13 protein-coding genes are annotated in these 20,238 nt (G+C 59.5%); 6 read left to right on the forward strand and 7 right to left on the reverse strand.

What is annotated here, in order from left to right; all coding sequences use genetic code 11:
- Window positions 1-35 precede the first annotated feature (35 nt).
- The 3 genes from trhO to GTU76_RS09040 all read right to left on the reverse strand — a co-directional run bounded on the left by trhO (window position 36) and on the right by GTU76_RS09040 (window position 1,912).
- Window positions 36-977, reverse strand: a complete 942-nt coding sequence (trhO, locus tag GTU76_RS09030) for an oxygen-dependent tRNA uridine(34) hydroxylase TrhO (RefSeq protein WP_180698462.1) — start codon at window positions 975-977, stop codon at window positions 36-38.
- Between the two features lie 101 nt (window positions 978-1,078).
- On the reverse strand, window positions 1,079-1,378 hold the full coding sequence (locus GTU76_RS09035; protein WP_016986972.1) for a BolA family protein: 300 nt from the start codon (window positions 1,376-1,378) through the stop codon (window positions 1,079-1,081).
- Window positions 1,379-1,390: 12 nt separating this feature from the next.
- Window positions 1,391-1,912, reverse strand: coding sequence for a DUF2059 domain-containing protein (locus tag GTU76_RS09040; protein ID WP_016986973.1), 522 nt, complete (start codon window positions 1,910-1,912; stop codon window positions 1,391-1,393).
- A gap of 193 nt (window positions 1,913-2,105) precedes the next feature.
- Here GTU76_RS09040 and GTU76_RS09045 point away from each other — a divergent pair, with 193 nt between their 5' ends.
- Window positions 2,106-3,500 (forward strand): class II fumarate hydratase, encoded by a 1,395-nt coding sequence (locus tag GTU76_RS09045; protein WP_175553531.1) that lies wholly within the window; start codon window positions 2,106-2,108, stop codon window positions 3,498-3,500.
- Window positions 3,501-3,622: 122 nt separating this feature from the next.
- Here the strand turns inward: GTU76_RS09045 and GTU76_RS09050 are convergent, their stop codons facing one another.
- A complete protein-coding gene (locus tag GTU76_RS09050; protein ID WP_180698463.1) occupies window positions 3,623-4,582 on the reverse strand; it encodes a DMT family transporter in 960 nt (319 codons plus the stop codon).
- A 211-nt stretch (window positions 4,583-4,793) separates the two neighbouring features.
- Between GTU76_RS09050 and GTU76_RS09055 the strand changes: the two genes are divergently transcribed.
- Window positions 4,794-4,988, forward strand: coding sequence for a DUF6316 family protein (locus GTU76_RS09055; RefSeq protein WP_016986976.1), 195 nt, complete (start codon window positions 4,794-4,796; stop codon window positions 4,986-4,988).
- A 138-nt stretch (window positions 4,989-5,126) separates the two neighbouring features.
- On the opposite strand, the gene GTU76_RS09060 is transcribed toward GTU76_RS09055, so the two are convergent.
- Both GTU76_RS09060 and pap read right to left on the reverse strand, forming a co-directional pair.
- Window positions 5,127-6,311, reverse strand: coding sequence for a thiolase family protein (locus GTU76_RS09060; protein ID WP_180698464.1), 1,185 nt, complete (start codon window positions 6,309-6,311; stop codon window positions 5,127-5,129).
- A 102-nt stretch (window positions 6,312-6,413) separates the two neighbouring features.
- Window positions 6,414-7,928, reverse strand: a complete 1,515-nt coding sequence (gene pap / locus GTU76_RS09065; protein WP_180698465.1) for a polyphosphate:AMP phosphotransferase — start codon at window positions 7,926-7,928, stop codon at window positions 6,414-6,416.
- A gap of 171 nt (window positions 7,929-8,099) precedes the next feature.
- Here pap and mnmC point away from each other — a divergent pair, with 171 nt between their 5' ends.
- The gene (mnmC, locus tag GTU76_RS09070) at window positions 8,100-10,079 is read left to right on the forward strand and encodes a bifunctional tRNA (5-methylaminomethyl-2-thiouridine)(34)-methyltransferase MnmC2/FAD-dependent 5-carboxymethylaminomethyl-2-thiouridine(34) oxidoreductase MnmC1 (protein WP_180698466.1); all 1,980 of its coding nucleotides are present in this window, start codon (window positions 8,100-8,102) and stop codon (window positions 10,077-10,079) included.
- A gap of 4 nt (window positions 10,080-10,083) precedes the next feature.
- On the opposite strand, the gene GTU76_RS09075 is transcribed toward mnmC, so the two are convergent.
- Window positions 10,084-14,919: an NEL-type E3 ubiquitin ligase domain-containing protein gene (locus GTU76_RS09075; RefSeq protein ID WP_180698467.1), complete on the reverse strand. Its 4,836-nt coding sequence runs from the start codon at window positions 14,917-14,919 to the stop codon at window positions 10,084-10,086.
- Between the two features lie 250 nt (window positions 14,920-15,169).
- On the opposite strand from GTU76_RS09075, the gene GTU76_RS09080 reads away from it, so the two are divergent.
- The 3 genes from GTU76_RS09080 (at window position 15,170) to ngg (ending at window position 20,144) form a co-directional block, all read left to right on the forward strand.
- Window positions 15,170-16,510 (forward strand): dermonecrotic toxin domain-containing protein, encoded by a 1,341-nt coding sequence (locus tag GTU76_RS09080; RefSeq protein WP_180698468.1) that lies wholly within the window; start codon window positions 15,170-15,172, stop codon window positions 16,508-16,510.
- Between the two features lie 109 nt (window positions 16,511-16,619).
- Window positions 16,620-18,392: an N-acetylglutaminylglutamine amidotransferase gene (locus GTU76_RS09085; protein ID WP_016985985.1), complete on the forward strand. Its 1,773-nt coding sequence runs from the start codon at window positions 16,620-16,622 to the stop codon at window positions 18,390-18,392.
- Between the two features lie 3 nt (window positions 18,393-18,395).
- Entirely contained in the window at window positions 18,396-20,144 is a 1,749-nt protein-coding gene (gene ngg, locus GTU76_RS09090; RefSeq protein WP_180698469.1) for an N-acetylglutaminylglutamine synthetase, read from the forward strand.
- The last annotated feature ends 94 nt before the right edge of the window (window positions 20,145-20,238 follow it).

The following is a 20,238-nucleotide window of genomic DNA, read 5'->3' on the forward strand; positions in this document are numbered from 1 at the left end:
CGGGTCCATCACATAGAGCAGGCGTGCAGACATGGTTAAGCCTCGGTGGATGCTTGCTTGTAGTTGTAGCCGATCGGGTGCGGCTGGTTACGCGCCTTGGCCAGTTCGATCTGCTTCTGCCGATCGATGGCACTGCGCCGGGTTTTCTCGCTCAGTTTGTCCCAGCAATGCGGGCAACTGATGCCGGCCACATAATGCTCGCTGGCGCGATCTTCAACACTGACCGGTGTGCGGCAGGCATGACATTGATCGTAGTCGCCTTCGCTGAGGTCGTGACGCACGGTCACACGGTTGTCGAACACAAAGCAGTCGCCCTGCCACTTGGTTTCTTCCTGCGGCACTTCTTCGAGATACTTCAGGATGCCGCCCTTGAGGTGGTAAACCTCTTCATAGCCTTCGCCGAGCATATAGCTCGAGGCTTTTTCGCAGCGAATGCCACCGGTGCAGAACATCGCGACCTTCTTGTGCACGGCCGGATCGAAGTGTTCTTTGATGTAGTCAGGGAACTCGCGAAAACTGGTGGTTTTCGGATCGATGGCGCCTTCGAAGGTGCCGATCGACACTTCGTAATCGTTGCGCGTGTCGATCAACAGCACTTCCGGGTCGCTGATCAACGCGTTCCAGTCTTGCGGATCAACGTACGTGCCGACCTTTTTGTTCGGGTCGACGCCTTCGACACCGAGGGTGACGATCTCTTTCTTCAGTTTGACCTTGGTGCGATAGAACGGCTGCTCGTCGCAGTACGACTCTTTGTGATCGATGTCGATCATGCGTGGGTCGTTCTTGAGCCAGGCGAGCAGGCCATCAATGCCTTCGCGAGTGCCGGACACCGTGCCGTTGATGCCTTCTTCGGCGATCAGCAGGGTGCCTTTGATCTGGTTGTCGACCATCGCTTGCAGCAGCGGCTCGCGCAGGTTGACGTAATCTTCGAGGGTGACGAACTTATACAGTGCCGCCACGACAATCGGCTGTGTCATGGGTATTTCTCCAGGTGGCTACCCTCGCAAAGGGTGAACCGGATTCAAAAAAAACGCGCCGGGTGAGCGGCGCGTTGCGGATTCTAGCAAAAAACCGAAGCTTAATGCTTGCTGCCGCCGGCACAGGTTGGCGACGCCGGAGCGGCGCCAGTCTCTGCCCATTCCTGCGGAGTGTAGGTGTGCAGCGCCAACGCATGGAACTCGCCCATCAGCTCACCGAGCGTGCCGTAGACTTTCTGGTGGCGCTTGACCCGGTTCAGGCCGTCGAACTGCGCGCTGACCACCACAGCCTTGAAGTGGGTCTGCAACCCGCGACTGTGCATGTGGCTTTCATCCAGCACTTGCAGATGTTCGGGCTGAAGCAGCGCCAGCGTCGATTCGATGCGTTGTTGCATGGTCATCACGAACTCCGCTTACTTCTTCTTGGCCGGCGCAGCAGCGCCTTTCGGGTCCAGCTCTTTGGTCATGTCGTCGAGCAGCTTGTTGACGACAGGCACGGCGCTTTCCAGCTTGGCTTGGGTCATCTGGGCCGATTGCTGGGTCAGCTGCGGCATTTTTTCCAGGACTTTCTTGCCCAGTGGCGACTGGTAGAACGCGACCAGGTCTTTCAGCTCGGATTCGCTGAAGTTAGTGGTGTAGAGCTTGACCATGTCAGGCTTGAGCTTGTTCCAGCCGATGGCCTGATCCAGCGCGGCGTTGGCTTTGGCCTGGTAGGTTTCCAGTACGGCTTTCTTGGCTTCCGGGGCTTTGGTCTGCTCAAAACGCTGAGCAAACATTTGCTGCACTTGCATGTACACCGGAGTGCCGAGCTTGTCAGCGTGAGCCAGGGTCAGGAAAGCTTCGGCACTGGCGTTGTGGCTGGCGGTATCGGCAAGCACCTGGCCGCTGGCGCAAACCAGTGCAACCGCGGTGCAGATGGCACGAAGACGAGTCATCGAGTTTCCTTTTAAGCAAAGCGAGGTCAAACCCCAAGGGCGACCATTCTGCGCCTAAAAAACCTCGTGGCTCAACCCCCGGGCCTTGCCGTGCTTGATTGGCGGGGTTTTACCGGTCAACAATCGGATCGAGGGAACCACCTGGGCCCGACCGGGCCTAAACTGCGCAAACAGACCAACAGGAGTGTGCACGATGAGCCGTATCGAAACCGACAGCCTGGGCCAGATCGAAGTCCCGGACGAAGCCTACTGGGGTGCTCAGACGCAACGCTCGCTGATCAACTTCGCCATTGGTCAGGAACGCATGCCGCTGCCGGTACTGCACGCCCTGGCCCTGATCAAGAAAGCCGCCGCACGGGTCAACGACCGCAACGGCGACCTGCCCGCCGACATTGCCCGCCTGATCGAACAAGCCGCCGATGAAGTCCTCGACGGTCAGCACGACAACCAGTTTCCGCTGGTGGTCTGGCAGACCGGCAGCGGCACCCAGAGCAACATGAACGTCAACGAAGTCATCGCCGGTCGTGCCAACGAACTGGCCGGCAACCCGCGCGGCGGCAAGACCCCGGTGCACCCCAACGATCACGTCAACCGCTCGCAAAGCTCCAACGACTGCTTCCCTACCGCCATGAGCATCGCCACCGCGCAAGCCGTGCAGGAACAACTGCTGCCGGCGATTGCCGAGTTGTCCGGTGGTCTCGCCGAGCTGGCGGCGCGGCACATGAAACTGGTGAAAACCGGGCGCACGCACATGATGGACGCGACGCCGATCACCTTCGGTCAGGAGCTCTCCGGTTTTATCGCGCAGCTGGATTACGCCGAACGCGCGATCCGCGCGGCACTGCCGGCGGTGTGTGAACTGGCGCAGGGTGGCACGGCGGTCGGCACCGGGCTGAATTCGCCGCACGGTTTTGGTGAGGCGATTGCCGCAGAACTGGCGGCGCTGTCGGGCCTGCCGTTTGTCACTGCGCCGAACAAGTTTGCCGCCCTCGCCGGCCACGAACCGCTGACCAGTCTTTCCGGCGCGCTGAAAACCCTCGCCGTGGCATTGATGAAAATCGCCAACGACCTGCGCCTGCTCGGCTCCGGCCCTCGCGCAGGTTTTGCCGAAGTGCGGCTGCCGGCGAATGAGCCGGGCAGCTCGATCATGCCGGGCAAGGTCAACCCGACCCAGTGCGAAGCGCTGTCGATGCTCGCCTGTCAGGTGCTGGGCAACGACGTGACCATCGGCATTGCCGCGAGTCAGGGTCACTTGCAGTTGAACGTGTTCAAACCGGTGATCATCCACAACCTGCTGCAATCGATTCGTCTGCTGGCCGATGGCTGCAGCAACTTCCAGCAGCACTGCATCGCCGGGCTGGAGCCGGATGCCGAGGTCATGGCCAGGCATCTGGAGCGTGGTCTGATGTTGGTGACAGCGCTGAATCCGCACATCGGTTACGACAAGTCGGCGGAGATCGCCAAGAAGGCCTATAGCGAAGGGCTGACGTTGCGTGAGGCGGCGCTGGCGCTGGGCTATCTGACCGATGAAGAATTTGATGCGTGGGTGCGGCCGGAAAACATGATCGAGGCTGGCGCCAAGGGCTAGTTTTGTAGCGGCTGTAAATCCGTCTTCGCGAGCAAGCTCGCTCCCACATTCGATCGCATTCCTGACATGGGATCGCGGTCAATTGTGGGAGCGAGCTTGCTCGCGAATGGGAGCGACGCGGTTTAACTGGCGGCCATCTTCATCCGCCGCGCCTTCAATCCAGCAATTAATGAAGGCCCCAACGCCACCAGCGCCGACCCCAGCACTACCAGCACCGCCCCGCCATAGCCGAGCGCATTGATCTGCTCGGCATGCACATACTCGGGCCAGATCCCGGCGGCAATCGCCACGGCACCAAACGTTACCAACGGCGTAATCGCCAACGTCGCACTGACCCGCGAAGCCTCCCAGTGCGCCAGCGCCTCGGCGAACGCGCCATAGGCAATCAACGTGTTCATGCAGCACGCAAGCAACAGCCAACCCTGCAGCGGACTCAGATTCAGCGCTTCGAGCGGGTGTACCCACGGCGTCAGCAGCAATGCGCAAAACAGATAAATCACCATCATCACCTGCAGCGAATTCCACACCGTCAGCAATTGCTTCTGGCCCAGTGCATAGAAGGTCCACACCGTCGACGCCAACAGCACCAGCAGCACACCTGCGGTGTAATCCGACAGCGAGGTCAGCAGCTCGGCCAGGCGCTGATTGAAGAACAGCACAAAACCGATCAACAGCACCGCCAAGCCAATGCCCTGGCCGATACTGAAGCGTTCCTTGAACACAAACAGACTGGCGATCAACAACATGATCGGGCCCATCTGCACCACCAGTTGCGCAGTACCGGGGCTGAGCAGATTGAGCCCCATCAGGTACAACACATAGTTGCCGACCAGTCCGAGCACCGCCATCAGCACCAGCCAGCCGCCCCTGGGCCCGAGCACTTTGCGGCTGGGCAGACGCTTGACCGCCGCCAGATAGATGAACAGACAACCACCGGAAACCAACAGACGAAACCAGGTCACCGTGACCGGGTCCATCACCAGCAGCACCTGTTTGAGTTTGATCGGCAGGATGCCCCACAGAAACGCGGTCAGCAGCGCCAGGAACAGGCCGTAAACCCAACGACCGGATGAAATGTGCATGGAAACCCCAAAAGCCTGCTGACAAGTGCGCTCATTCTAGGCGCGCCTTAGATCCGCACACAGGGACAGTTAAGGCCAGGACGCGAATGAAACTGTGCAGGTCGCAGCATTAAATTGACGCGGCGCCGTTGATCGGCTGGCCGGGCGCGTCAAGTGCTTCAGGCATAAGCTCATTGGATCCCTTTCAGCACATCAGCCGAGGAGACCGATCATGTTAGGAATGCGCGCCCAGGACAGCGCCCCCGCCATGCGCTTTCGCAGCGGTAGGCTGTGCCGGGTCAATGGCGAACTGTTTTTCAGCACTCGGGAAAATACCCTTGAAGGGCCTTTCGACAGTCCCGAAATCGCTGAGCAGCAAATAAAAGCCTACATCGCGCGGATGCAAGCATTGGATTCCAACCGGTGACCCGGTTGATCCCTTCGCGAGCAAGCTCGCTCCCACATTGGATCTCTGGTGTACACAAAAGCAGTTTTCACTGAAGATCTACTGTGGGAGCGAGCTTGCTCGCGAAGAGGGCTGAACAAACAACCAGTGAATTGAGGGTTAACACACTGCCTCAAACAACCCCGTCGCGCCCATCCCGCCGCCCACACACATCGTCACGATCCCATAACGCAAATTACGCCGCTGCAACTCACGCACCAGATGCCCGACCTGCCGCGATCCGGTCATGCCAAACGGGTGACCAATCGAAATCGACCCTCCATTGACGTTGTACTTGTCGTTATCGATCTCCAGTCGATCCCGGCTGTACAGGCACTGCGAAGCAAACGCCTCGTTCAGCTCCCACAAGTCGATATCCGCCACCTGCAAGCCCTTGGCCTTGAGCAGTTTCGGCACCGAGAACACCGGGCCGATGCCCATTTCGTCCGGCTCGCAACCGGCGACGGTGAAACCACGGAAAAACGCTTTCGGCTTGAGCCCCAGTTGCAGGGCTTTTTCCAGGCTCATCACGAGGGTCATTGAGGCACCATCGGACAGTTGAGACGAGTTGCCCGCCGTCACCGAACCGTCCTCGGCAAACACCGGTTTCAGCCCAGCGAGGCTTTCGTAAGTGGTATCGGGACGGTTGCAATCGTCGCGGTCGACCACGCCGTCGAGAATCTGCACTTCACCGGTATTTTTGTCCTCGACGCGATACTTGACCGCCATCGGCACGATTTCATCATTGAACAACCCGGCGGCCTGAGCCTGCGCAGTGCGGATCTGGCTCTGCAATGAATAGCGATCTTGCGCTTCACGGCTGACGCCATAACGCCGAGCCACCACTTCGGCGGTCTGGCCCATCGTGTAATAGATGCCCGGCGTCTGCTGTTTGAGCAGCGGGTTGATCAAGTGGTCGGTGTTGACGCTTTTCATCGTCAGGCTGATCGACTCGACGCCGCCCGCGACGATGATGTCGCTGCAGCCCGAGGCAATCTGGTTGGCGGCAATCGCAATCGCCTGCAAGCCCGAGGAGCAGAAACGGTTGAGGGTCATGCCGGCAGTACCGGTGCCCAGACGCGACAGCACCGCGACATTGCGACCGATGTTGTAGCCCTGCGCGCCCTCGTTGGAGCCTGCACCAACGATGCAATCTTCGACGCTGGCCGGGTCGATGTCGTTGCGCTCAAGCAGCGCGTTGACGCAATGAGCCGCCATGTCATCGGGACGGGTCTGGTTGAACTTGCCGCGAAAGGATTTGGCCAGGCCAGTCCGCACGCTGTCGACGATCACCACTTCACGCATGGCATACCTCATTGTTGTGGTCAGTTGAGAGTGGACCGAGCATAAGTCCACTGCATCAACGACCGCGACAATCATTCACCCCGCGTATGCGCGTCTATCGGCTCAATCCTTGTGTTTCTTCGCGCGTTTGTCGGATTTCTCGAAGGCGTCTTCCAGCGCGCGGTTGATCGTGCGCAACACTTTGACCCGCGCCCAGCGCTTGTCATTGGCCTCGACCAGGGTCCACGGCGAGATTTCGGAACTGGTGCGGTCGACCATATCGCCCACGGCGGCGCGATAGTCATCCCACTTGTCGCGGTTGCGCCAGTCGTCTTCGGTGATCTTGAAGCGCTTGAACGGAATCTCCTCGCGCTCCTGGAAACGCTCCATTTGCGTGTCCTTGTCGATGGCCAGCCAGAACTTGACCACGATCACCCCGGCGTCGGCCAGTTGCTCTTCGAAATCGTTGATCTCGCCATAGGCGCGCAGCCAGTCGGCCGGCGTGCAGAAGCCTTCGACCCGCTCCACCAGGACCCGGCCATACCAGGAACGGTCGAACACGGTGAACTTGCCGCGCGCCGGAATGTGCCGCCAGAACCGCCACAGGTACGGCTGCGCGCGTTCCTCTTCGGTGGGTGCGGCAATCGGCACGATGTTGTATTGACGCGGATCGAGCGCCGCCGCGACCCGGCGAATCGCCCCGCCCTTGCCCGCCGCGTCGTTGCCTTCGAACACCGCGACCAGCGCGTGACGGCGCATGCGTTTGTCGCGCATCAACCCGGACAGGCGCGCCTGCTCGGTGATCAGTTGTTCTTCGTAGTCTTTCTTCTCCAGGCGCTGGGTCAGGTCGAGGCTGTCGAGCAGGTTCAACTGATCGACCGGCGTGCCCAGCGGCGCGGCGCTGACATCGTGGGGATGCACGTCCGGGCGTTTCAGCGCATTTTGCAAACCTTCGAGCAGAATCTTGCCGACCGCCAGGCTGCGGTAGTTGGCGTCGGCGCCTTCGATCACATGCCACGGCGCGTAATCACGGCTGGTACGGCGCAGCACGCGCTCGCCGTATTTGACGAACTTGTCGTAGGTCTCCGACTGCTGCCAGTCCAGCGGGCTGATGCGCCAGCTGTGCAGCGGGTCATCAGCCAGCGCCTTGAGTCGCGCCTTCATCTGTTTCTTGGACAGGTGAAACCAGAATTTGAAGAGCAGCGCGCCTTCATCGCAGAGCATCTTTTCCAGACGCTCGGCACCCGCGATGGCCTGATCCAGACGCGGATCCTTGAACAAGCCGTGCACCCGCCCCTGCAGCATCTGGCTGTACCAGTTGCCGAAGAAAATCCCCATGCGCCCCTTGGCCGGGAGCATCCGCCAATAGCGCCACGCCGGCGGCCGGGACAACTCTTCATCGGTCTGCTGGTCGAAAGTGCGCACTTCGATCAGGCGCGGGTCCATCCACTCGTTGAGCAATTTGACCGTCTCGCCCTTGCCCGCACCCTCGATGCCGTTGATCAGGATAATCACCGGAAAACGCTTCTGCTGCTGCAATTCGAACTGGGCTTCGAGCAAGGCTTCACGCAATGCCGGGACGGCCGCCTCATAGGTGTCTTTGTCGATGGCGTGACCGATTTCAGCGGATTCAAACATGGGACGGCTCCTTCCAGGATTCAGCAAGACTAGCGGATTGGGCACAGCAGCGGCGCAGAAATTCCCGCGGGTGGCGGATTGTCCGCCAGTCTCGGCGACAAGCCTTGCCATGGATCAAGCAACGCCTGCGCGATCGGCTAGAATGGCGGCCTTGTCGTTGCCGAGCCTGCCATGAAAGCCGTATTGCCCCACGCCCAACTCGACTGGGATGACCAGGGACGCCCGCGTTCGCGGGTGTTCGATGACGTGTATTTTTCCGACCAATCAGGTCTGGATGAAACCCGTTATGTGTTCCTCGAACAAAACCGTCTGGCCGAGCGTTTTGCGGCGTTGCCGGCAAGCGGTCGTTTGGTTATTGGTGAAACCGGCTTCGGCACCGGGCTGAATTTTCTCTGTGCCTGGCAGTTGTTCGAGCAACACGCCGTCGCCGGTGCGCGGCTGCATTTTGTCAGCGTCGAAAAATATCCGCTGAGCCCGGCAGACTTGCAGCGGGCCTTGGCCTTGTGGCCAGAACTCAAGCCGCTGGCCGATCAGTTGCTGCGCCATTACGTAGCGATCCACGCCGGTTTTCAACGCATCACCCTGGCCCAAGGCCGCGTGACGCTGACGCTGTTGATCGGCGATGCACTGGAGCAACTGCCGCAGCTCGATGCGCAGATCGACGCGTGGTTTCTCGACGGTTTCGCCCCGGCGAAAAACCCCGACATGTGGACTGCCGAACTGTTTGTCGAGCTGGCGCGACTGGCAGCGCCCGGCTCGACCATCAGCACTTTCACCAGCACCGGTTGGGTACGACGTTTGCTCAACGCTGCCGGGTTCAAAATGAAGCGCACCCCGGGCATCGGCCATAAATGGGAAATTCTGCGTGGCGAATTTCTTGGCTGGCCGCACGAGGTTGCGCCGCCAGTGCCGGACAAGCCGTGGTTTGCTCGGCCTGCGCCGATCGCCGCTGAGCGTCGTGCGCTGGTGATCGGCGCCGGTCTGGCCGGATGTGCCACGGCGTCCAGTCTGGCGGCTCGCGGCTGGCGGGTCACGTTGCTCGAACGCCATGCAGCCGTGGCGCAAGAAGCCTCGGGCAACCCGCAGGGCGTGCTGTACCTGAAACTGTCCGCCCATGGCACGGCGCTGTCGCAACTGATTGTCAGCGGTTTCGGTTACACCCGACGTCTGCTGGAAACCCTGCAACGTGGCACCGACTGGGACGACTGCGGCGTGCTGCAACTGGCATTCAATGCCAAGGAAGCCGAGCGCCACGCGCAATTGGCGCAAGCCTTCCCGGAAGACCTGTTGCAATGGCTTGATCAGCCCGCGGCGCAGGCCCGCGCCGGTGTCGGTCTGGCCCATGGCGGCTTGTTCTACCCCGAGGGTGGCTGGGTGCATCCGCCCGCGCTCTGTCAGGCGCAAGCGGCGCAGCCAAACATCGAACTGCTCAGTCATCGCGACGTGCTGGAAATACGCAAGGTCGACGATCAATGGCAAGCCTTCGACGGCGAATGCCTACTCGCCAGTGCCCCCGTAGTCGTGTTGGCCGGTGCTGCCGAGATCAAGCGTTTTGCGCAAAGCGCCGAACTGCCACTCAAGCGCATTCGTGGGCAGATCACCCGTTTGGTGCAGACCGAACAGAGCCAGGGATTGGCTACAGTCGTCTGCGCTGAAGGCTACGTCGCCCCTGCACGATTGGGCGAACACACCCTCGGTGCCAGTTTCGACTTCAATAGTGATGACCTCACCCCGACCACCGCCGAACACCAGGGCAATCTGGCAATGCTTGCTGAGATCTCCGCTGATCTGGTCGCGCGCCTGACCATCAGCGAGCAGGATGTCGACAACCTTGAGGGGCGCGCCGCGTTCCGCTGCACCAGCCCGGACTACCTGCCGATCGTCGGTCCGCTGGCCGACCGCAGCGCTTTCATCCAGGCATACGCGGTACTGAGCAAGGATGCCCGGCAAGTGCCGGACATCGCCTGCCCCTGGCTCGACGGCTTATACGTCAACAGCGGTCACGGCTCGCGCGGTCTGATCACCGCGCCGCTGTCCGGCGAATTGCTCGCCGCCTGGCTGAACGATGAGCCGTTGCCCCTGCCCAGAAGCGTGGCCGAGGCCTGCCACCCCAACCGATTTGCGTTGCGTCAGTTGATACGCGGCCGATAAAACCTTACGCCTCGGGCATCACACAGATGCCCAGATCCATCAGGCGTAACGCGTCCCCGGTCAGGCGCTCGAGCACCGCTTCCTCTGCCTGCTCCCGCTCGAGTCTGATTGCCTCGGCCTGGCTGAGAAAATCGGCCGAGGTCAGGCTCTGCGCTTGTTCGTATGCTGCATTCATCCGATCCGGGAAGACTTCATTGATGCTGGCGAATTGTCGGGGGAACGTGCGCTGGAGGTAATCGCACCAGAACGGTTGACGCAGCATGAATCTCAGCCATTCGGATGACAGCTCAGCGGTGTCGACCATGTTCCTTGCCCGCTCCAGATCCGCCTGGCTCACTTTGGCCAGGACCGAAAACCGCATGTTGCGCGGTTGCCCCGGCAGGTCAAGCTGATCGGCAAGACCGATGCGAAAAGCGAGGTTGACTTCCAGTGGATCGACGGTCGGGTTCTTGCCCACGTGGTCTTGAGCGATCTGGTTCAGCTTGTCCAGCCTGAACAGGCCCCGACCGAGCTGGAGCAAAGGTCTGGCAGTGATAATGCGGCCACCCGCAAGGTTGGTCAGCTTGTCGACTTCCACCGCGACCTCGAGATGGCTGAAGTTGAGCGCCGCCGAATCTGTACAGTTTATCGGGTTGGCCGCCTGGTTCAGCACTTGCTCGCACAGGACCGCATCGGACTCGGCTGCCTCGAGCACTGCCCACACCCGTCGGTGCATGTCGTGACTGACCTTCTCCGAATCCGCCGTGTTGCCGAGTTCGGACAACAACTGGAACAAACCCTCAGCCTTGGGCTCATCCTTGAAGGCTGTCCAGATGCGATTACGCCGCCCCCACTCGGCGCCGGCGCCTTCCTTGAACCACAGTGCACGCGCCTTCTGTTCGTCGAGACGGGCGATATCATTTTCCAGATAGCCCATACCGATGCCGACGTTGTTTCGATAATCGGCCAGGTGCGTGCTGCTTGCCAGCGACAAGGGATTACCTCGCAAGTTGACGGCGCGGCTGAAACCTCTGGAGGTCTTGAACAACCAGTCCGGCAAATCCCTGATGTTGTTATCACGCAGATCCACCCAGTCCAGAACGGGCAATCGCGCCAGGCCCTTGGGCAATTCGGTAGCCTGTGTCTCGCGCAGGGACAGCGTGCACAGATCCAGCATCTTGCTCACGTCCAGGGTCGCCCCCAACGGATTACCGTTCAGATTCAAGAGGTGCAGCGTGCGCAAGTTGCCCAACTTCGCCAGGGTGTGTTCGGTCAGCTTGATCTGGTTGCCCGCGAGGCTCAACCGGGACAGATGGGGCAGGTGCGACAATACCTCGGGCAAGCGGGTGAGTTTGTTGCTGTCGAGTTCCAGAGACTCGACTTGCTTGAATGACTTGAGGAAATAAACAAGATCGTCATCCTGATCCATGTTCTTCAGCGACAAATGCTTTACATGGTCGAAGTTCAGCCCTGAAGGCAAAGTCGGCAATTTTCCCACACGCATGCCGTCAAGATTCAGCGCGTAGACGGATTTGCCACTTGCATCGTTCACCGTGAAAAGTCGTCGGAACCCATCCTCTATCTGCTCAGCCGTCGACTTGCGACTTTGCCGTACTTCTCGCAAATCGCCACCGAGCGCCTTCATCGCGACTCGATCCTCACTCCAGACGTCCAGTACGTCGCGCAGTTGCTCGCGCTCACGGCGCAACGCTTTTACCCGGATCGCGCGGGTCAGCGCGTCGGTGCCCAACCCATCGATAAATTCGCTGGCCTGGGCCTCGGAAAAGCGCGGATAGAGTTTTCTCACCTTGCGCAGTAGCGCCCGCGGATGAGCGGTCGCGGTCGATGCATGATCGGCTTGAATACACGCGACTTCGGCGGCCGGCGCCGCAAATTTGCCATCGGTCAATAGACGGGCACTGGCCTCACGATCATCCAGCGCAACCTCCAGCAGTTGTTTGCGCAGCCGCGCACTGTCAGCGCTGACCGGATCGGCAAAACCGGCAGCGTTACGCTGGCGCGACGGGAGTGCCTTGAGGATGGCGGCATAGAGGTCGTCGGGACCTGCGGCCACGCGACCGAGGGATTTACCGTCGCCGGCGAACACTTCATAACCGCCACCGGACTTGACCAGCGTGCACGTGTTCAACGGTGTCGCCGACTCACTGCCGATGGCCTCCAGCACTGGCCCGGTCAGCGTCTTGTCACGCAGCACAAGACGCAGTCCGGCGTCCCAGCCACTCAATCCCTGTAGTAACCCGATAGTCAGTTTTTCGCTGTCGGCATTGGCGACCTGCGGCATGTGCAGCCCGCTCAGCGCACGATCAAGACGCACCTGGGCAGTGGCGTTGCGGACTTTCTGTGCGAGGCGCAAAGGCACCCGTCCGGTCGAGCGCAAATGGATGCGCTCGACACTCGGCGCCTGATCGATCAAACGCTGGGCATAGCGCGCAGGGATGTCTGCAAAGACGCTGCGCAACTTCTTCACCTCGTCAGTATCGCTCTGGTCATAACGTTGATACATCCGCTCGAAAACCGAACGACGATCCGCTTTCAAAGCCGCACCCAGATTTCTCGCCAGCGCCTGCCTTTCGCTACCGGCATTGGGCCTGGTCCCCAGCAACGTATCGACTTCTTCCTGATAGAGGCCATCGATCACCGTTTGAAGTAATTGACCGCTATCCAACTGGTCCTGGCTGACAACCACGCTGAGGGTGTCATCGGCAATGCGGGTGGCCGGATACCTGGCCGTGACGTTGGCGTCGTCATCGATGACCTCAATATAACGATCAGTCGGCCAGCCCGGCAGTTTCGGCAGACCGTGCAGTTGTTCCTGCAACGGCTGGCCAGAATGCGTTTCACCTTTTTCCAGCTCACGGATAAGTTGGCGCAGCTGGCGTCCGATGCGCAGCCGCTCCACGCTGTCGCGCAGCCGCACCGGCAGCGCCAGATTGTCGCTAAAGGCGCGGTACAACTCATCGTGGGTGACACCACTCAGTCGGCGCACAATGTCGATATCGCTGTCGACGAATTCACTCAGATGCGGGTCCATGCGCTTGAGGGTATAGGCCGCGCTGTTCCACTGTGCAGGATCTTCAGCGGCAAATCGCCAGCCGCCCTCGACATGTCGCTCAAGCTCGGGGACATAGGCTTGCAAGCGCTGGGGATGGGCCAGGCGCCAGCGATGGGTCTGCGTATCGATGGCCCCGGAAACGATTCGATGATCGACGCGGCCGACGATGTTGCCGCTGATCTCGTATAACTCTTCGGAGTCAGCGGCGACCGTAAACCCCACAGGCAGCCGATGCTCATAGCTCGTAAGATCAGGCTTCCACAACCGCGGTTTGCCAAGCGCATTGGTGACAGCACTGAACTGCCCGAAAAACTCCGGATGACCAAGGACCAGTTTGCGTCCAAGCGTCCCCACCACCTTCTGTCCGGCGCCAAAAGCCGCCATCAAGGCAATATTTTCCGCCACGCTCAACAGGTGTGAAAACGCCTGCTGGTGGTCGCCGCGACGCCAGTCCTCGACACCCTCGTATACCTCCGCCAACAGTTGTCCGACCGCGACGCCCATCATCAATTGCCCCACGACCGGCACAAAAAACCCGGCCACCGAGGCAATCGTCACACCCATCTGAAGAAAGTCGAGCAGGCGTTTCTGGCGCACGTCTTCATCGATGTCAGCAGTCGGCACCGCGAGTTTGCGGGCGTCGAGTTGCAGTTTGCCGACGTGGCTCTGCACCATGAATTCGAACAGTGGCACGGTGATCGGCAACTGCCTGATGTGCCCCAGATCCGCCGTATCGGCGAAGGTCTTGAAGAAGTCCGCCTTGTCATCTTCGTCGATGCTGTTGGCGAAATAGTCCTTGTAGCTTTTCACCTTCAATTGCTGCGTGAGGTACTGCTTGAACGCGGTAAAGCTCGGGTATTCGTACAAGGGCCTTTCGGGCTCGTTGGCCATGTACACCAGGCACCATTGATCCGGATACAGCTCGAACGAGCGAGCAGAAAACACCACCACGCCCCAGATACAACTGTCGAGTATCTCGATGCCTTGCATGATTAACGGGCGTTTCCGGTACTGCAGGGTATTCGCTGACACCACGCCATCAGCGGCAATCAGGCTTTGGATCGTCTGCACGCCTGCCGGTGTGATGTGTTGTCTGAGCCCGGCCAGATGCATGTCCAGTTGCAGCAGGTGTTTTTTCATCGTCGCGATGTCGCGGGTCATCGCGCTGGTCGCTACGACCTCGCCGGCGCTGTCCTTGAGGCCGAACACTGCCTGGAAATGTTCCTGATAGCGCTTTCCCAGATCCAGTTCGCGACAGAACCTGGCGAACGACGCCGGGGTCAACCCAGGTACGCCTGACGGCCTACTGGCCACGCGCACCAGGCTGCCGACGGGATAGTCGTCAGCTTCCTCGTCCTCACTGAAGTTCTGCATCGCCGCTTGCAATAACGTCTGGGTGGCATGCGGAACCGTTTCAATCGCCTCGCCATCGGTGGAAGTCGGCGGGCAACCGCAATCGGGGCCCGGCAGGCTCAACAGGTCTTTCTCGACGTCGAATACCGCTGACCACTTGCTGCTCAGCGCACGGGTCAACTCGGTTTTGCAGAACGTGTTCAAAGGCGTGAGCCGCAGCAGGTCCTTGTCGACCTGCAGTTGAGAGACGTGCAAGTCTCGCGCGGTTTGATCGAGCGCAACCAAGGTGGCGACCGAACTCTTGAGGAGCATGTCAGGCAGGCTCTTTTGCAATGCCTCGGCGCTGTCCAGATCGCCGGTGGCTTCGAGCAAGGCGCTGAGAATCCCGTTCTGAGTCAGCGCTGGCGGTACGGATTTTTTCTGTGTAGTGATCATCGGCAATAGTCCTTTATTGCAGGTTTGAGGTTTAACCGTACCAATACAAAGTCAAATAAAACACTTTTAACTGATATTTTTCGCCCGTATCAAAACCGGCATATTTCGCCGTTGACAGTGCGGTATCCATTTATATCCAGCATTCAAAATACTGCTAAACCCGACCGGCAAACCATTTAATAATGGCGTTATTCCTGAGCAACACTTGCGCCTACCATGGAAGTTCAATTCAAGGAACGAGTTTACTGACATGCCCCCATCAGCAACGGATACATCCGTCAATATCAAACACCTGCACACTGCAAAAACAATTGAACATTACCTGTCGGAAAAACTGGCAAATGCAGATAAAAGGAAACTCACCGAGTATCGAGAAGCCCTTGAACAGGCACATCCCTACCAGGTTTATTTCGACAACTTGCTAGCCCCGCTTAAAACCCCAGACGACTTCTGCAGGCAACGACTTCAGGAGGCCTTGCAAAATAAATACAACAGTCAGCTCAATCCCCAGGACTTGATCAGACTCCAGCCCCGGCATTCCGTGAGCAAGGCGATGCCTCTCTACACCTTGCTCGACGCTGCAATGTTGAACTTCACCGACATCGAAACAGCAGCGCATTATTTTTCCGACGATAGCGAGACACTCACTGACGCTCAAGACATACCAACCGAGGGCTCCACGAACACCAGGATTGGCGCCCGCCAATTCGCTGCATTGAGCCGCATGCTTGATCTTGGAGTGCAGTATCAAAACTACATATCGCGAACTTTCAACGTGTCTTCAGTCAAATTGAACGCTCTGCGCCTGGCAAAACTCAACATGAAGTTGGCGGCCTATAGCAAATACTTCAGCAATGACATCCATCAATCCCTGTGGTTCATGCTGAAAAACCTGAGCTGCGGATCGGCAGATATTGCCAACGGGGATAATTTCAACAATGCACCCCTCCAGTTGTATTCGGTACAACTGTTTGGCAAGAATCTTGTAGACGCGGTTTTAATTACCTGTCGCCTGACAGATCAATCAACCCAGGACCGCTACCTGTTATATGTACCTAATGATACGGGCCCCGGTTTTTACCTCAACCCTGACGAAGACAACTGCAGAATCACCCTGGCGGTCAAGCTGCTCGGGCAATCCTCATTGCGCAAACTGTTCGCCTCCCGACTGCCCAAAACAGATCAGAATGGGTTTCTGACAAGTCACTTGTCTTCCATCTCGTTTATTGACGACATTACGTTTCAGCCGTTAAAACAGCGGTTGTTCGAATACATCGCCAGTCGGCATCTGGATACATTTCTCGCCGATGCCAGGCAGTGCGCCGTTCCCGTAGCGGACATCAGCAGCTCAAACCATCAACAGCGGCGAGAGCCCACTGAGCTTCAACAACGCCGAATGCTCTGCGAATCACTGACTGACGATTTCAGCAAGCGTCTGCGCACCTGCGCAACGGATGCGCTTATAAGCGAAGTGTTTAGCGGCGTCGAAGGCTGGACGTCCGCTGAAAAGTTGCATGCGATCCATCAACTGTTGGATCTAAAGGAAAAATCATCCTTGGCCGGTGATGTTGAGCCAACGGCAGCCTTATAACTTATCGTTCTAAAACTCCAGTTCCCGAGGCGGGTCAGTTTCTGAGTACCCGCCATTTTGGCGAGGTAGCGTTTGCCCCCTCCCCAACGGAAAAACCGGTAAGGACTTTATGTGCGGATTAGCTGGCGAGTTACGTTTTGATCAACAACCTGCAGACCTTGCAGCCATCGAGCGAATCACCCATCACCTGGCCCCTCGCGGCCCCGACGCGTGGGGCTTCCATGCCCAAGGGCCGATTGCCCTGGGTCATCGTCGCCTGAAAATCATGGACCTGTCGGATGGCTCGGCGCAGCCGATGATCGACAGCCAACTCGGCCTGTCGCTGGCCTTCAACGGCGCGATCTACAACTTCCCGGAGCTGCGTGCCGAACTGGAAGCGCTGGGTTACGCGTTCTATTCCGGTGGCGACACCGAGGTGCTGCTCAAGGGCTACCACGCCTGGGGCGAAGCGTTGCTGCCGAAGCTCAACGGCATGTTCGCGTTTGCCATTTGGGAACGCGACGCGCAACGCCTGTTCATCGCTCGCGACCGTCTCGGCGTGAAACCGTTGTACCTGTCGCGCACCGGCCAACGCCTGCGCTTTGCCTCGGCCTTGCCGGCGCTGCTCAAGGGCGGTGACATCAACCCGATCCTCGATCCGGTGGCGCTCAATCACTACCTGAATTTCCATGCTGTGGTCCCGGCGCCGCGCACCCTGCTGGCCGGCATCGAAAAACTGCCACCGGCGACCTGGATGCGCGTTGAAGCCGATGGCCGCACCGAGCAGAAAACCTGGTGGACCCTGCCCTACGGCCCACATGAAGACGAGAAAAACCTGACGCTGGAAGACTGGGTCGACCGCGTTCTCGACAGCACTCGCGAAGCGGTGGCGATTCGTCAACGTGCGGCGGTGGATGTCGGTGTGCTGCTGTCCGGCGGTGTCGACTCAAGCATGTTGGTTGGCCTGTTGCGTGAAGTCGGCGTGGAAAATCTGTCGACCTTTTCCATCGGTTTCCAGGATGCCGGCGGTGAGCGCGGCGATGAATTTCAGTACTCCGATCTGATCGCCAAGCATTACGGCACTCAGCACCACCAATTGCGCATCGACGAGAAAGAGATCATCGAACAACTGCCCGCCGCATTCCGTGCGATGAGCGAGCCAATGGTCAGCCATGACTGCATCGCTTTCTATCTGCTGTCCCGTGAAGTGGCCAAACACTGCAAGGTTGTGCAGAGCGGCCAGGGCGCGGATGAACTGTTCGCCGGTTATCACTGGTACCCGCAAGTCGATGGCGCAGCCGATCCTTACACGGCCTATCGCAACGCGTTTTTCGACCGCAGCTACGACGACTACGCCGCCACCGTGCAGCCGAAATGGCTGACCGCGAATGACGCGGCCGGCGACTTCGTCAAAGAACATTTCGCCCAGCCCGGCGCCGATGCAGCAGTCGACAAAGCCCTGCGTCTGGACAGCACGGTGATGCTGGTCGACGACCCGGTCAAACGCGTCGACAACATGACCATGGCCTGGGGCCTGGAGGCGCGCACGCCGTTTCTCGACTATCGACTGGTTGAACTGTCGGCGCGTGTGCCGGGCCAGTTCAAGCTGCCCGATGGCGGTAAACAAGTTCTGAAAGAAGCCGCGCGCCGAGTGATTCCAAGTGAAGTGATCGACCGCAAAAAAGGCTACTTCCCGGTGCCTGGTCTCAAGCACTTGCAAGGCGATACGCTGAACTGGGTACGTGAACTGCTGCTCGATCCGAGTCAGGATCGTGGCTTGTTCAACCCGGCCATGCTCGACAAATTGCTGACCGATCCGCAAGGCCAACTGACGCCGTTGCGCGGTTCGAAGCTGTGGCAACTGGCAGCTCTGAATCTGTGGCTCAGTGAACAAGGAATCTGATCGATGAAACCCCACGCCACGGCCATCAACCAGCGGCTGCTACGCGGTCAGACACCGTCCTATGAACGCTTGCAGGCACGTCTGGCCGAAGACGGCAGCACGCTGGCCGCCGACCCGATTGCGCTGCATTGCGGCTGGGGCCGCTTGCTGATCGGCCACACGTTTCCCGACCCAGCATCGCTGGCGCAGGAACTGCTCAAAGAGCAGCCCGGCGAGCGCGACATCGCGCTGTACGTCGCCGCGCCGCAGCAGATTCTCGGCCTGGAGCCAACGCAATTGTTTCTCGACCCGTCCGACACCTTGCGCCTGTGGTTCAGCGATTACCGACAGGCGACCCGAGTGTTTCGCGGCTTCCGTATTCGCCGCGCGCAAAGCGAAGCGGATTGGCAGGCGATCAATCAGTTGTACCAGGCGCGCGGCATGTTGCCGATCGATGCCACGCGACTGACACCGCATCATCAGGGCGGCCCGGTGTACTGGCTGGCCGAGGATGAAGACAGCGGCGCGGTGATCGGCAGCGTCATGGGCCTGAACCATCAAAAAGCCTTCAACGACCCGGAAAACGGCAGCAGCCTGTGGTGCCTGGCGGTTGATCCGCAATGCTCGCGCCCGGGTGTCGGTGAAGTGCTGGTGCGGCACCTGATCGAGCACTTCATGAGTCGCGGTCTGAGCTATCTCGACCTGTCGGTGTTGCACGACAACCGTCAGGCGAAAAACCTCTACGCCAAGCTCGGTTTTCGCAATCTGTCGACCTTCGCCATCAAACGCAAGAACGGCATCAATCAGCCGCTGTTTCTCGGCCCCGGCCCGGAGGCGCAGTTCAATCCGTATGCGCGGATCATCGTTGAAGAAGCCCATCGGCGCGGTATCGATGTGCAGGTCGACGATGCCGACGCCGGGCTGTTCACCCTCAGCCATGGTGGCCGTCGCGTGCGTTGCCGAGAATCGCTGAGCGACCTGACCAGCGCGATCAGCATGAGCCTATGTCAGGACAAAAGCCTGACGCACAAAGTGCTGAAAGGTGCCGGGTTGAATCTGCCCTCGCAGCAACTGGCGGGCAATGCCGACGATAACCTGGCCTTTCTCGATGAGCATCAACGGGTGGTGGTCAAGCCGCTCGACGGTGAACAGGGCCAAGGCGTGGCCGTGGATTTGCAAAGCATCGAAGAGGTGCAGCAAGCCATCGAAACGGCGAAGCAATTTGATAGCCGCGTGCTGCTCGAAAGCTTCCACGAAGGCCTCGATCTGCGGATTCTGGTGATTGGCTTTGAAGTGGTTGCAGCGGCGATTCGCAAACCGGCAGAAGTGGTCGGCGACGGTCAGCATTCAGTGGGCGCGTTGATCGAGGCGCAGAGCCGCCGTCGGCAAGCGGCCACCAGCGGCGAGAGCAAGATTCCGCTGGATCACGAAACCCAGCGCACTTTGCATGCGGCGGGTTATGACTACAGCAGCATTCTGCCAGCCGGCGAGCATCTGTTTGTGCGCCGTACGGCCAATCTGCACACCGGCGGCACGCTGGAAGATGTCACGGCGATTCTGCACCCGACGCTGGTCGATGCAGCGGTAAGGGCGGCGCGGGCGCTGGATATTCCAATGGTCGGCCTCGACTTGATGGTGCCGGCGGCGGATCAGCCGGAGTACGTGTTTATCGAGGCCAACGAACGCGCCGGGTTGGCCAACCATGAGCCACAGCCAACGGCGGAGCGCTTTGTCGATTTGTTGTTTCCGCACAGTCAGCCGGCTGTACTTTGATCATGCAGCGATTCTACTGACGCCTTCGCGAGCAAGCTCACTCCCACAGGGGAATACATTCCAAATGTGGGAGCGAGCTTGCTCGCGAAAGGGC

It is taken from the genome of Pseudomonas crudilactis (assembly GCF_013433315.1).
GTDB lineage: Bacteria > Pseudomonadota > Gammaproteobacteria > Pseudomonadales > Pseudomonadaceae > Aquipseudomonas > Aquipseudomonas crudilactis.

Bases quoted from the DNA above. Each gene is read 5' to 3' on its own strand.
- GTU76_RS09080 (WP_180698468.1), top strand. From the start codon at position 15,170: ATGCCCCCATCAGCAACGGATACATCCGTCAATATCAAACACCTGCAC.
- GTU76_RS09075 (WP_180698467.1), bottom strand. From the start codon at position 14,919: ATGATCACTACACAGAAAAAATCCGTACCGCCAGCGCTGACTCAGAAC.
- GTU76_RS09050 (WP_180698463.1), bottom strand. From the start codon at position 4,582: ATGCACATTTCATCCGGTCGTTGGGTTTACGGCCTGTTCCTGGCGCTG.
- GTU76_RS09055 (WP_016986976.1), top strand. From the start codon at position 4,794: ATGTTAGGAATGCGCGCCCAGGACAGCGCCCCCGCCATGCGCTTTCGC.
- mnmC (WP_180698466.1), top strand. From the start codon at position 8,100: ATGAAAGCCGTATTGCCCCACGCCCAACTCGACTGGGATGACCAGGGA.
- ngg (WP_180698469.1), top strand. From the start codon at position 18,396: ATGAAACCCCACGCCACGGCCATCAACCAGCGGCTGCTACGCGGTCAG.
- GTU76_RS09060 (WP_180698464.1), bottom strand. From the start codon at position 6,311: ATGCGTGAAGTGGTGATCGTCGACAGCGTGCGGACTGGCCTGGCCAAA.
- trhO (WP_180698462.1), bottom strand. From the start codon at position 977: ATGACACAGCCGATTGTCGTGGCGGCACTGTATAAGTTCGTCACCCTC.
- GTU76_RS09040 (WP_016986973.1), bottom strand. From the start codon at position 1,912: ATGACTCGTCTTCGTGCCATCTGCACCGCGGTTGCACTGGTTTGCGCC.
- GTU76_RS09085 (WP_016985985.1), top strand. From the start codon at position 16,620: ATGTGCGGATTAGCTGGCGAGTTACGTTTTGATCAACAACCTGCAGAC.
- pap (WP_180698465.1), bottom strand. From the start codon at position 7,928: ATGTTTGAATCCGCTGAAATCGGTCACGCCATCGACAAAGACACCTAT.
- GTU76_RS09045 (WP_175553531.1), top strand. From the start codon at position 2,106: ATGAGCCGTATCGAAACCGACAGCCTGGGCCAGATCGAAGTCCCGGAC.
- GTU76_RS09035 (WP_016986972.1), bottom strand. From the start codon at position 1,378: ATGACCATGCAACAACGCATCGAATCGACGCTGGCGCTGCTTCAGCCC.